The 12491-nt window shown below is 41.1% G+C and carries 14 protein-coding genes; 6 read left to right on the top strand and 8 right to left on the bottom strand.

From position 1 onward, the window contains the following. Positions 1–70: 70 nt before the first annotated feature. Together purM and purN are read left to right on the top strand one after the other, a co-directional pair. Positions 71–1141 carry a phosphoribosylformylglycinamidine cyclo-ligase gene (gene purM / locus E0H77_RS03945; RefSeq protein WP_131375196.1) on the top strand — a complete coding sequence of 357 codons (1071 nt, stop codon included), beginning with the start codon at positions 71–73 and terminating at the stop codon, positions 1139–1141. 10 nt (positions 1142–1151) lie between these two features. Continuing rightward, positions 1152–1784 carry a phosphoribosylglycinamide formyltransferase gene (purN, locus tag E0H77_RS03950; RefSeq protein ID WP_131313371.1) on the top strand — a complete coding sequence of 211 codons (633 nt, stop codon included), beginning with the start codon at positions 1152–1154 and terminating at the stop codon, positions 1782–1784. A 19-nt stretch (positions 1785–1803) separates the two neighbouring features. Here the strand turns inward: purN and E0H77_RS03955 are convergent, their stop codons facing one another. Continuing rightward, a complete protein-coding gene (locus E0H77_RS03955) occupies positions 1804–2616 on the bottom strand; it encodes an alpha/beta fold hydrolase (protein ID WP_131375198.1) in 813 nt (270 codons plus the stop codon). A gap of 25 nt (positions 2617–2641) precedes the next feature. Then, on the bottom strand, positions 2642–3676 hold the full coding sequence (gene sppA, locus E0H77_RS03960) for a signal peptide peptidase SppA (RefSeq protein WP_131375200.1): 1035 nt from the start codon (positions 3674–3676) through the stop codon (positions 2642–2644). Positions 3677–3805: 129 nt separating this feature from the next. Between sppA and E0H77_RS03965 the strand changes: the two genes are divergently transcribed. Further along, entirely contained in the window at positions 3806–4819 is a 1014-nt protein-coding gene (locus tag E0H77_RS03965) for a lysophospholipid acyltransferase family protein (RefSeq protein WP_131375493.1), read from the top strand. Here E0H77_RS03965 and E0H77_RS03970 read toward each other — a convergent pair. The 4 genes from E0H77_RS03970 to E0H77_RS03980 all read right to left on the bottom strand — a co-directional run bounded on the left by E0H77_RS03970 (position 4749) and on the right by E0H77_RS03980 (position 9172). Further along, a complete protein-coding gene (locus E0H77_RS03970) occupies positions 4749–6752 on the bottom strand; it encodes a DNA internalization-related competence protein ComEC/Rec2 (protein ID WP_228258288.1) in 2004 nt (667 codons plus the stop codon). The genes E0H77_RS03965 and E0H77_RS03970 overlap by 71 nt on opposite strands. A 30-nt stretch (positions 6753–6782) precedes the next feature. Further along, the gene (locus tag E0H77_RS13880; protein ID WP_228258289.1) at positions 6783–7145 is read right to left on the bottom strand and encodes a hypothetical protein; all 363 of its coding nucleotides are present in this window, start codon (positions 7143–7145) and stop codon (positions 6783–6785) included. Between the two features lie 115 nt (positions 7146–7260). Next, on the bottom strand, positions 7261–7944 hold the full coding sequence (gene lolD / locus E0H77_RS03975; protein ID WP_131375202.1) for a lipoprotein-releasing ABC transporter ATP-binding protein LolD: 684 nt from the start codon (positions 7942–7944) through the stop codon (positions 7261–7263). Beyond that, positions 7937–9172 (bottom strand): lipoprotein-releasing ABC transporter permease subunit, encoded by a 1236-nt coding sequence (locus E0H77_RS03980; protein ID WP_131313376.1) that lies wholly within the window; start codon positions 9170–9172, stop codon positions 7937–7939. The genes lolD and E0H77_RS03980 overlap by 8 nt, the downstream gene beginning before the upstream one ends. 23 nt (positions 9173–9195) lie before the next feature. Here E0H77_RS03980 and E0H77_RS03985 point away from each other — a divergent pair, with 23 nt between their 5' ends. Next, entirely contained in the window at positions 9196–9768 is a 573-nt protein-coding gene (locus E0H77_RS03985) for a PilZ domain-containing protein (protein ID WP_131375204.1), read from the top strand. 2 nt (positions 9769–9770) lie between these two features. Here the strand turns inward: E0H77_RS03985 and E0H77_RS03990 are convergent, their stop codons facing one another. Together E0H77_RS03990 and E0H77_RS03995 are read right to left on the bottom strand one after the other, a co-directional pair. Next, positions 9771–10679: a DMT family transporter gene (locus tag E0H77_RS03990; protein ID WP_131375206.1), complete on the bottom strand. Its 909-nt coding sequence runs from the start codon at positions 10677–10679 to the stop codon at positions 9771–9773. Between the two features lie 3 nt (positions 10680–10682). After that, complete coding sequence (locus E0H77_RS03995) at positions 10683–11156, bottom strand: YaiI/YqxD family protein (protein ID WP_131313379.1); 474 nt, start codon at positions 11154–11156, stop codon at positions 10683–10685. 205 nt (positions 11157–11361) lie between these two features. Between E0H77_RS03995 and E0H77_RS04000 the strand changes: the two genes are divergently transcribed. After that, the gene (locus E0H77_RS04000) at positions 11362–12300 is read left to right on the top strand and encodes a hypothetical protein (protein WP_213073552.1); all 939 of its coding nucleotides are present in this window, start codon (positions 11362–11364) and stop codon (positions 12298–12300) included. Between the two features lie 43 nt (positions 12301–12343). Further along, positions 12344–12481: a hypothetical protein gene (locus tag E0H77_RS13735; RefSeq protein ID WP_165491490.1), complete on the top strand. Its 138-nt coding sequence runs from the start codon at positions 12344–12346 to the stop codon at positions 12479–12481. Positions 12482–12491: the final 10 nt, after the last annotated feature.

Here is a 12491-nt window from a genome sequence, read left to right on the forward strand (position 1 = left end):
TCATGCATAAATAGCGTAAGAATTTCGTATATTAGGTTATAATCTGCGGCCAAAGCGGAGACTTCTTCATATGAGCAACTCGACTTCCAATTCAAATACTGGCTTAAGCTACAAAGATGCAGGCGTAGACATCGAAGCAGGTGATGCACTTGTCGATCGCATCAAATCTGTCGCAAAACGCACAACTCGCCCTGAAGTCATGGGCGGACTAGGCGGCTTTGGTGCATTATGTAAAATCCCAAAAGGCTATGAAGAGCCTGTTTTGGTTTCAGGCACCGATGGCGTAGGCACAAAATTACGCCTTGCCCTTAACTTAAATCGTCATGACACTATTGGTCAAGACCTTGTTGCTATGTGCGTTAACGATCTTTTGGTTTGTGGCGCAGAACCACTTTTCTTCCTTGACTACTATGCAACTGGACACTTGAATGTTGAAGTGGCTGCAAATGTCGTTACTGGTATTGGTAAAGGCTGTGAGCTTGCAGGCTGTGCATTGGTCGGCGGTGAGACTGCTGAAATGCCTGGCATGTATGAAGGTGAAGATTATGACCTAGCAGGTTTTGCTGTTGGCGTAGTTGAACAAAGCAAAATCATTGATGGTTCAAAAGTCAAAGCTGGTGATATCTTAATCGGTGTTGCATCTTCTGGCGCACATTCAAACGGTTATTCATTACTCCGTAAAATTTTAGACGTTAAAAATGTTGATTTAACGCAAATCGTTGATGGTCGCCCACTTGCCGATGCTGCAATGGAACCAACACGTATCTATGTAAAACCAGTGCTTGAACTTTGCAAACAAGTTGACGTTCACGCGATGGCACACATTACAGGTGGCGGCTTACCAGGTAACCTTCCACGCGTATTGCCAAATGGTGCTCAAGCAGTCATTAACGAAAGCTCGTGGGAATGGTCAGAGTTGTTCCAGTTACTACAACGCGAGGGTAATGTTGAACGCTTTGAAATGTACCGTACATTTAACTGTGGCGTTGGCATGGTCATCGCTGTGGATGCAAGTGAAGCAGATAAAACTATCGACATTTTAAATGCTCAAGGCGAGAAAGCATGGAACATTGGTCATATCCAAGAAAATGCTGAATCGGTTGAAGGCGCAGACGAAAAAATTCGTGTGTTATTTGCATAAAGAAAATCGCATGATCAAGATTGCAGTACTGGTTTCGGGTAACGGAAGTAACTTACAAGCACTGATTGATGCCAATTTATCAGGCGAGATTGTGGGTGTTTTGTCAAATCGACCAGATGCCTACGCTTTGCAGCGTGCCCAGCAAGCAAATATTGCTACACAAGTAATTGAACACAAAAATTTCCCAAATCGTGAAGCTTTTGATGCTGCAATGCAGCAACAGCTTCAGGCTTGGGGTGTTGATTTGGTCATTCTTGCTGGCTTTATGCGCATTTTAACACCTAAATTTGTACAGGCTTGGGAAGGAAAGATGTTAAACATTCATCCTTCATTACTACCAGCCTACAAAGGTATGCACACCCATCAACGCGTACTCAATACTGGCGATCGCTGGCATGGTTGTACTGTGCACTTTGTCACAGATGAGTTAGATGCAGGTCAAGCGCTCGCACAAGGCGTGATCGCTGTTACTCAGCATGATGATGCGGAACGTTTGGCTGAGCGTGTGCATGTTTTAGAGCATGTGGTTTACCCACAAGTGGTTGAATGGATCTGTTCTGGACAACTTCAATATATATCAGCTCAACAAGTTGAGTACCAAGGTACACCACTGTCAAGCCCGATACAATTTTGTAAGCTCTAAAAACAGACAAAGCGCATCTTCATGATGCGCTTTTTTTTATCACTTGCTGAACTAGATGCGTAGTTTCTACAGGGTACTCCAATGGAAACATATGCCCACCCGTCATGACTGAAAAAGGAATACCCAAACGTTTTTGTGCCATTTCGGTAAACTTACGCTCATAAAACGGACTTTTATCCCCTACAATCATACGTGTTGTGACTGGCGGTTTTTCAGGCCAGACTCTCCACCAATTTGAGGGGTTTGTGCGAAAAATTGCCAGTTCATCAACTTTAGGAATCGTGAGGGTAAAACCACCCGTCATGCTATCTTCAGTGAGAGCATAACGAAGATAATCAGAAAAACAGTCCGAATCAAAATTACGATAAAAGGGTTTTGGACGAAACAATTGTGCTGCCTGCTCACGAGAATCCCACTGATCGCGACGACGTTTCGACAGTCCTGCAGGGCTAAGCTGATCGACCATTTTGGGGTAAAACAACTTTGCCATATCAAAAGCAAAAGAAGCCGCCCCCATAATCAAAGGTGGATCAAGCATCACCACTTGCTGAAAAAGTTCAGGACGTTTACGACTCGCCATATAGGTGAGTAAAGCACCTAAAGAATGCCCCAAACCGATGACTGTCTGCCCTTTTGCCTGCTGTACAATGCTGTCAATCACCTGATTCACTAAACTTTCCCAGTTATTATCTATAGGATAGCGTTTATCTGGCCCAAGTAGCGGTACAAAAATAACCTGATAATTTTCAGATAATAAGTCAAAAAGTTTTCGATAAACCAATGATGGAACACCATTGGCATGCGCAAAATGAATAATCGGTTTGGTTGTCATAATATCCTGTCTATTTTTTTCACATTTATTGCAAACTCACTTGTTTTTGACTTTGCAATTGTTGCGTTACAGTTTCGCTAAAACCTTGTCCAAATTCTGCCCCCATTTTGCCTAATACAGACTCTAGCGGGTTACGTTGAACAGTGTAATTGACAGTTTTATCAAGTTTTAGCTCTCTTTTTAAGCTTTCAATGCCACCTGTACGGTCAGCAATACCTATTTTTACAGCTTGTGTCCCACTCCAAAACAATCCAGAGAAAATGGCAGGATCATTGCTTTTTAGACGAGCGCCACGACCTTCTTTCACAGCATCAATAAAATGCTGATGCACATCATCGAGTACCGCTTGCACATGTGTACGCTGTGCTGGATTAATCGGCTTGGTCATACTCAGAATGTCCTTGTTCTCACCAGAGGTCATGGTACGATCTTCTACACCCAATTTTTGTGCCAACCCTGCTACACCATAGTTCGGCATAATGACCCCAATAGAGCCCACTAAGCTCGATGGGTTTACCCAAATTTCATTGGCAGCTGACGCAATATAATATGCACCCGATGCACCCATATCACCAATGACTGCGTAGACTTTTTTGTCTGGATGCTGTTTTTCCAAGTAACGGATTTCCTGCCAGATCTCATCGGATTGAACAGGTGATCCGCCTGGCGAATTGATATTTAAAGCAACGGCCTTACTACCACTTGCAGCAAATGCCTGACGCAATGCTTTAATCGTATCTACACTATCAACTGACTTCGAACCGCCTGACTGTATCGTTCCGACAATATCAACGACAGCCAGATGGTTGCTACTTGAAGATGTACTCACACCATCACTACCTGCATTGTTACAAGTACGTAAAATGCCTAAGATCACAATAAATAAATATAAGAAGGTTAATGCTTTAAAAAAAATGCCCCAACGGCGTGCACGACGCTGCTCTGAAACAGAAGCCATCACCACTTTTTCAAGCAGTTGCCATTCTTGTCCAGAAGGAGCTTGAGGCTCGTTATGTTGATTTGTATTTTGATTGAATGGTTTTGGTGGCCAATCGGACATAAATCACATCCTAGCGATAAAAAATTGTCTCATTATATACACTGAAAGCCTAGTCGCTGTCTAAAAGAAAAGTTTTCACTTATAATATTTCGCTGAATGATGATAAATTGTGTGTACGAATCTTTTCTAATGCTGAATTCAAGTTCAAATTCTTTTACCTATCGTGTTTTAACGTTTGTAAGTAAACAGCCTTTACATTTTGCACGTGCTTTTGCACGCGTATTGGCATCAATTGCCAATACCGTCAAAATTGCAAAAACAGCTCAAGTAGCCGACTTGAATATTCGGATTGCATTACCTGAGTTGAATGCGGAAACACGCCAATATATTGTCAAAGAAGCAATTAAAAATGAAATGACCTCTTACTTTGAGTTCTTCAATGTTTGGGGAGCAAGCAATGCTAAAAATATTGCGCGTATTCATCATATCCAGGGTGAAGAGCACTTTTATAATGCATTAGAGCAGAAGAAAGGTATCGTTCTGATTGTTCCTCATTTTGGCACATGGGAAGTGATGAATGCTTGGTTCGCACAGCATACCGCCATGACCATTATGTACAAACCAATTAAAAATGAAGTTGCCGATCGGTTTGTGCGTGAAGCTCGTAGTCGTGAAAATGCTCATCTTGTTCCCACCGATGAGTCTGGTGTTCGGCAAATTTTCAAAGATTTAAAACGTGGTGGTACAACCGTCATTTTGCCAGATCATACACCCAACATCGGTGGAACAATGGTCGATTACTTTGGGATTCCTCTTGCATCGAGTAACTTATCAGCAAAATTGATTCAAAAAACCAAAGCACGCGCCTTATTTTTGTATGCCATTCGTAATGACAATGCAGGGTACGATATGTTTATCGAACCTGTTGCTGAGCAAATTTACGCTGGATCAGATGAAGAAGGCACACATATCATTCACGAAATGATTGAAAATCTAATTCGTAAATACCCGCAGCATTATCATTGGAGTTACAAGCGCTTTAAAGCCAATCCTCAACTCAATAACATTTATAACTTACCTGAAGATGAAGCATTGGCTAAAGTTGATCTGGTGCGTACAGAACGACAATGCGCTAAGGATGCAGCCACAAACGAGCATTCCGAGCCATTACATAATTTAGAGATCCCTCATCCGTTACCGTAAAATACAATGAGCCTTGTTCCGCTGTATTAAGCAATGGAATCTGTGCTTGTTGTAAGCGTTGCTGCACTTCCCGACTTGGGTGCCCATAGCGGTTGTGAAAACCTGCCGAGGCAATCGCAATTTTAGGTTTTAACTGTTGTAAAAACTCAGGCGATGAACTAAAGTGACTACCATGATGCCCAAGCACTAAAACATCAACAGCTAAATTTGGGTATTGTTGCAATATAAACTGCTCCGTTTGCATGCCTGCATCTGCCATAATCAGAAAATGAGTCTTTGTCTGCCGATGTTGATAGCTCAGATAAATCACACAAGACAATTCATTTTGTTGATATTCAGCATTTACCAAGTCATCTTCTTGTGGCGATAACACTCGCATTTCGATATTTTTACTGACCCAACGCTGCCCTGCATGACAATAGTCAAAACTCGGTAAATTACCCTGCGGGCGCTGACTACTTAACAGTTGCTTGACGGGCATCTTTTCATTTAAACGAGGAAATGCACCGCTATGATCCTGATCAAGATGACTCAAAATCACTTGATCTAAACTTGAGATTCCACGACTGGAAAAATAAGGCAATAGCACCCGATCTGCCAGACTGAACTTTTGCTCATCATGCGTCCCACCTGTATCAATCAGAATATGCTTGTTTTGATCACGAATATGGACTGCCTGCCCTTGCCCAACATCGAGCACATTAAATTCAAATGATGGTGTTTCATGAACAGGAAGAACTACGGGCAAGCAACCCAAAACCACCCAAGCTTTAGGTACAGTACCTTTTGGCAAGAACATCATTACAATTGCCAATGTAAGTGCTGCAATCTGCAAGGGTGTAAAGTGTAGCTGCTGTACTTCAACAGGAATTGCGCTTTGTAAAGTTCCCAAACTGATGAGCAAGATCGAAATCGCTGCATCAGCCACATGGTACAGTGGTAATGCAAGACTTGGAGAAAGTAACCAAACGCAGGTCGCCAAGATATTTAAAGGTACAATCACCACACCAATCAGAGGAATGGCAATGATATTTGCCAGTGGTGCAAGCCAAGAAAGCTGCTGAAAAAACAACATCACTAATGGCAACAATGCAATAAAAATCTTACCCTGAGATTCAAACAGTAACCGTAAATAGTAACGACATTGCTGGAAATGACCAAGCAGCACTTGTTGTGGCTGCTGCTGTACGGTCTGATAAACCCGCAGCAAAATAAAACATGCACCATACGATAGCCAAAAACCTACCGATAACATGCTAAATGGATCAAACAGTAGCATTAATGCTGCACTTACTAACAAAGTCGTGAAAACAGAAAGCCTTCGCTGACACCACATAGCAAGTACAATCAGGCCACTCATGAGTAAAGTTCGTAATGCAGGAATCTCAAAACCAACAAAACCACAGTACACCCAAATGCCAATTAAAAAAGGTAGACTCAGCAGCAACTGTTTAGGCATACGTAAATATAATTCGGGGCAAAATCTTGCGATTAAATGATGTAGCACTAAACAAAGCAGCATCGCAAAAACCAAGACATGTGGCCCCGAAATGGCCAATAAATGCTGGATTCCCAAGTTCTGAAATTGTTGCTGCGTTATGTCATCAAGTAGGCTTTCATCTCCTGTCAACAATGCCAGCAATAACCCACGATGCCGTAGTGGCGATTGCATCAACCAGTTCCGACAATTCAGGCGCTTTTGCTCAATCCATAATCGTGATGCCTGCAAAAATCCCCGATGTCGCTGAACAAATGAAGTTGAACTTTGTGTTAGGGCTTGTGATTTGTTCAACAGTTCAAATTGTTTAACCTGAAAACTTGCCATCAGGTTTTGCTGAAGAAACCATTTTTCCTGATCAAATCCACCTTTAATCGCATAGCCGTGTGCAGGTCTTACTTGTCCAGTCACGCGATAATACTGTCCCAGTTGCAATTCAGGTTGTTTTGCTGGAACCCGAGCAAGCTAGTGCACCATCTGCTGATGTGAGGTATCCCAGACCTGAAGTATTTGCTGCTTATTATCTTTCTTTAATAAACTCATCCGATCAACATAAACCACCACCTCAGCCTGATGCACCTGTGTTTGTCGTAGACTTAGGCGCTGCTGAAGTTGATGATCAGCAAATGATATTGCTGCGAAAAAAACACCTATAGCGATGAGTAGATTCACCAAAATTTGACTGTTTTTAAGTTGTACAAAATGCTGTTTTGCATAGCCAATCAGCAAAGCTATTCCCAGTAGAACGCAACTACACAATACTGACCAACGACTTAAATAATGAGCTTGAGGCAAACCTAAAGTACAGATTCCAATTACCCATGCCAAAAAAATTAAGTTCCATTTCATTGTTTCTAATAAACTGTTTTTGTTATCTATAAAATGTATTAAAGCCCACATTGTGGGCTTTAACAAGAAATTTTAGAGGATGTAACCCAATAAATTATGGGTTTTTCCACAAACCATCCTGCATATGCATAATCTTGTCTGCGGTCTGTGCTAGCTGTTCATCATGTGTCACAATCAACATTGCCATATTGAACTCCTTTTTCAAATCATTCAGCAATTCAAAAATTGTCATTGCTGTTTGTCTATCCAGATTTCCTGTCGGCTCATCGGCTAACATTACTTTAGGATTGGTCACCAACGCACGTGCCAATGCAACACGTTGACGTTCCCCTCCAGAAAGTTCACCAGGTTTGTGAGTTAGGCGATGTGATAATCCAACCCGTTCCAGTAAATACTCAGCTTTTTTCTTGACCTCACTAAATTGACTGCCTTTACGTAACATAAGCGGCATAGCCACGTTTTCAAGCGCGCTAAATTCAGGTAATAAGTGGTGAAATTGGTAAACAAAACCCAAATGTAAGTTGCGTAACTCACCACGAGTGGTTTCACTCAATGTATCAAAACGCTTTCCATCTAAAAACACTTCACCGCTAGATGGTCGGTCTAAACCACCTAAAACATGCAACAAGGTACTTTTACCTGAACCACTCGCTCCGACAATCGAAATACACTGTCCTGCCTCAACTTGTAGAGATAAACCTTTAAGCACATCGACATCGGTCTTGCCATCAGTAAAGGTTTTTCTAATTTGCTTAGCTTCTAAAACCACATTACTCATAACGCAATGCCTCCGCAGGCTGGATTTTCGCAGCACGCAGCGCTGGATAAATAGTTGCCAAGAAACTTAAAACTAATGACACCACCACGATGACGGCGACATCTTGCCATCTTAAATAAGAAGGTAAATAGTTAATGAAATACGCATCAAACAAATGCCAGCCAAGGCGAGTATTAAGCCAGTCAATCACGGTACTAATGCTTGATGCCAAAATAACGCCCAACACTGCACCTGAGAATGTGCCAATGACACCAATAATCGTGCCCTGTACCATAAAAATACGGGTAATCGTGGCAGGTGAAGCACCCAGTGTCCGTAAAATGGCAATATCAGATTTTTTGTCAGTCACAACCATGACCAAGGAAGATACAATGTTAAACGCAGCAACCAGAACAATCAGAAACAATAGCAGGCTCACCATGGATTTTTCCATCTGAATGGCACTAAACAAATTACCATGCGTATATGTCCAGTCAGAGCTATAAAAGCCACTTGGCAACTGTTTCACAATATCTTGAGCAACTTGTGGTGCAAGGAAAATATTGTCTAGTTTTATCCGAATACCCTGTGCGCCATCAGGCAAGCGTAACAAGGTTGATGCATCGTTCAAGGCGATATAACCCATCATTGAGTCAACTTCAGCACCAATACTAAAAATTCCGACAATCTTAAAGCGCTTGAAACGTGGAACCACACCAGCAGGCGATGGTGTCGCTTCAGGCAAAACCAGAGTCACACTGTCATTTAAACCTAAGCCCAGAGCATCGGTCATCTGTTTGCCAAGAACAATCCCGAAACTACCTTTTTTCAGGTTATCAATGCTTCCTGCAACCATATGATCTTGAATAATGGAAACATTCTTTTCATACTGTGGTTCAATACCATTGACCATCAGACCTGACACCTGACCTTGCGCAGTCAACATCCCTTGTAACTGGGTAAAAGGAGCTACACCTTTAACATGCTCATGTTGAGCAATTTTTTTAGCTAAATCTGGCCAATCTGTAATGATTTCCGTTGAAGATACACTGGCTTGAGGTATCATACCTAAAACACGATTTTTTAATTCACGGTCAAAACCATTCATCACTGACAATACGGTAATCAGTACAGCGACTCCAAGCGTCAGACCGATCATGGAAACCAGTGCAATAAAAGAAATAAAATGATTACTGCGACGTGCGCGAGTATATCTCAGACCAATGTACAGCGAGATTGGTTTAAACATACGACCTAAATCCGAGGTATTTTATGGGAAAATTACAGCATCAATACGAACAAATTGAAAGGCGGGTCATGTCTCGTATGGACGCTGCCTTAAGATTTAACTATCAAGTCATTTCAGAAGAAATGGCTCTAAAAGACCCCTATGACCCTCACTTTGTTTTGCCACGCTATTTTCTACTACTTACTGAACTAGATCAATTTGATCAGGTTCTTCACAACGAATTAAAACAATTAAATGAAAAAGATCAACAAATTGCCAAAATCTTATCCTTATTCAACCAAAAATTAAACCTTATAACAGGCACAATGTATGATTCTATTGTACAAAGCATGTTACCAGCACCTGAACAGATTAACTTATCCGAAGCTGGATTGAGTTTTCTAACAGAACACACCATTGCTAAAGATAGCTATATTCATGTCACTTTAAGCCATCCAGATAACTTTTTTCATATTGCCGCGATTGTGCAGGTTGTCTACGAAAAATATGATGCAAAAAATAGTTATCGTATTGGTTGTTACTTTATTTCTTTGCACCCACATGACCGTGAAAAAATTTCAGAATGCCTTGAAAATCAGGCTGTAAACACACCATAAGCTTACATTTTTCGGAAACGCTTTTGCCATTTTTGCTGAAGTTGTAGATCGCGAAAAAAATAGATCAGCAGCCCAATAACCAGCACACAAGCACCCAAAATCACTTGTGTTCCCAAAGCTTCATGATTAAATACTGCACCAATCAACAATGCCAATAGAGGCGTCATGACATTGGTTAAAGACAACGTTGTGGGTTGAATATTCTGTACCAATTTAAAATAACAGAACATCGCCAGTAATGATGCCACCACGACCGTATAAGCAAGTGCCAGCAACGATTTCAGATTTGGCATATGCGTTGGGAAATGCGACCAGATAAAAGGTAGCATCAACACAGCCACCAAACTTGATATTAAAATTGAACCAGTCGCCTGTGCCATCGGGTTAAGTGGCGCTCGAATCTTCTTCACCCAAAAAATTGACAATGCATAGTTAAAAACACTCATGAGCATCAGGATAATCCCGAATGGCTGTATATGCTGTTCACCTGCAAAGCAAATCATGCCCAAACCAGACAATGCGACAAGCATGCCACACCACTGTGCAAAATGCAGATATTGCTTAAACCATGCCCAACCCATCAACCCAGCCATAATCGGTGTTAAGCCAAACATTAATGCAATAACTCCCGAACTCAAATACTGAGTGGCAACATAGGTAAAAATTTGTGAACCGATAAAACTAAATGAACCTGCAATATAGCTATGCACCGATTGCCAATTAAAGGGCAATCGTATTTTAAAAATCCAAAGCAAACTACAAGCAATCGGTAACGCCAAAAAGAAACGAAATGCCAATGCCCAAAACAGGTTGAGGTCTTTCACACTCCAGACAATCGCTAATGGCGTTGTTGCCCAGATCAAGATTAAAAGCACATAGATAAATGCCAATTGCGATTGTAGTTTTGGCATTTTTCAACTCATCTTGGTCACGCGAATCTGACGCTGAATGGTCTGATCTAACGCACTAGAAAATTCTCGTTTATCACGTTCATTCAGTGGTTTTGGGCCGCCTGTTTGCACACCTGCACCTCTCAAAGTATCCATATAATCGCGTAAATGTAGGCGCGCTTTAATATTGGCTGTGGTAAAAACCTCGCCACGTGGATGAATCGCAACGCCACCTTTTTCAATGACCTGAGCTGCTAGTGGAATATCTTGAGTAATCACAACATCATGCGCAGCCATTTGCTTAACGATTTCCTGATCGGCTTGATCGGCACCACTCAACACCTGTAAGGATTTAATACGTACCGATGGGCTGATTCCCAAAGGTTGGTTCGCAACAAAAATCACTTCCAGCAAATAGCGATCCGAAGCTCTAAAAATAATTTCACGCAAAATTTTAGGCAATGCATCTGCATCAACCCAAAGTTTAAAATTAGCCACAATAATTCACAATCTATTCAGTTCTACGATAGTTTAACAAATTACGCATGACGCTGCTGTGATGTGTTGACCTTTCGGTCTATTCCCTATTTTTTGTGCAAATATACACATAAATTTTATGCAATGAATAAAAATTCATGGCGATGACTTGAAAAATAATGAGTTACCCTCGATAAATAGAAACAGACCCACTGCAATTGTGCTTATGAATATGCAAAATAACCGACCAGATACAATTACTGTCGATGACCAAAACTTTGGAAGCCATATTGAGCATTGGAGTTTGCTCACAGATGACCCTGCTCAAACCGTTCCTCGGTGGTTAGGTCAAGCACTTGATGCACCTGTCATGCCAATGGGTTTATGTGCCAGTGAAGAAGATATGGATGCCAATACATGGCTGATTCAAGGGCCAAATCATGCGACAATTCAATTTTCTCAAGTGGTTGCCGTTGAAAATAACAAACCTAAATGTGTCAAAACTGCTTTCCCGATTTTTGAAAGTCCTTATAAAACCACGGCAAAAATTGAACGTATTATTTGCTGTAAATCTAACACACAGGCAGTATTACGTTTAAATATTGGGCAAAATGCAACCGTATATGCATTTGACAATCTTTATAGCGTCAACCATGGGCACTACGCAAAAGATCAAAACTATTGTGTTCAATTAAATGCATGGGCATACGAACTTGAACAAGTCAATGAACACGAACAAATTATTGTTGATGATCCTGCATCAATTAAGCATCATCGTGCCTTAAATGATATCTTGGCAGCGCATAATGGTATTGCTCCAAGCAATTTGCAGGAACTGATCGATGCATGGCAACCCAAAACTGAGGATGACCACGCGCCTGTCACCGTAGACTTTTCACAAATGGTGGCTTACCTATATGGTGAAACAGCTGGACAAGAAGATGAAGCATGGTTTCAAGGCAAGATTGTAGGTAAAACACATGCAAGTTGCATGGATGAAAACTATGTCCTGTATGATATCACTTTATTGCTTGAAGACAATGAAGAAGCCACATTAATTCGTATAGCAAGCCGTAATCCTGAATATATGAATTTTGAAATCGGGCAATATATTCGCGGTAATATATGGATTCAGGCGAATATTTATGCTAAAACTAAAAAATAATACACTATAGGGTATGGTCTAAAGTATTTTAGGCTACAGTCTTATGAAAATTACACAACAACAGACCTCAAATATGTTGCAACAACACAGCCAAGCCAGATTAAAAATAGATTTTGGTGCCATGTGTTTTTTTGTACTTGGTATGTTCTTGCTTGGTTTTTTTCTACACCAAATTACTTAAATAAAAAAAC

It is taken from the genome of Acinetobacter brisouioides, assembly GCF_004331075.1.
In the GTDB taxonomy this organism is placed as follows: domain Bacteria; phylum Pseudomonadota; class Gammaproteobacteria; order Pseudomonadales; family Moraxellaceae; genus Acinetobacter.

Bases quoted from the DNA above. Each gene is read 5' to 3' on its own strand.
- purM (WP_131375196.1), top strand. From the start codon at position 71: ATGAGCAACTCGACTTCCAATTCAAATACTGGCTTAAGCTACAAAGAT.
- purN (WP_131313371.1), top strand. From the start codon at position 1,152: ATGATCAAGATTGCAGTACTGGTTTCGGGTAACGGAAGTAACTTACAA.
- E0H77_RS03955 (WP_131375198.1), bottom strand. From the start codon at position 2,616: ATGACAACCAAACCGATTATTCATTTTGCGCATGCCAATGGTGTTCCA.
- sppA (WP_131375200.1), bottom strand. From the start codon at position 3,676: ATGTCCGATTGGCCACCAAAACCATTCAATCAAAATACAAATCAACAT.
- E0H77_RS03965 (WP_131375493.1), top strand. From the start codon at position 3,806: ATGCTGAATTCAAGTTCAAATTCTTTTACCTATCGTGTTTTAACGTTT.
- lolD (WP_131375202.1), bottom strand. From the start codon at position 7,944: ATGAGTAATGTGGTTTTAGAAGCTAAGCAAATTAGAAAAACCTTTACT.
- E0H77_RS03980 (WP_131313376.1), bottom strand. From the start codon at position 9,172: ATGTTTAAACCAATCTCGCTGTACATTGGTCTGAGATATACTCGCGCA.
- E0H77_RS03985 (WP_131375204.1), top strand. From the start codon at position 9,196: ATGGGAAAATTACAGCATCAATACGAACAAATTGAAAGGCGGGTCATG.
- E0H77_RS03990 (WP_131375206.1), bottom strand. From the start codon at position 10,679: ATGCCAAAACTACAATCGCAATTGGCATTTATCTATGTGCTTTTAATC.
- E0H77_RS04000 (WP_213073552.1), top strand. From the start codon at position 11,362: ATGAATATGCAAAATAACCGACCAGATACAATTACTGTCGATGACCAA.
- E0H77_RS13735 (WP_165491490.1), top strand. From the start codon at position 12,344: ATGAAAATTACACAACAACAGACCTCAAATATGTTGCAACAACACAGC.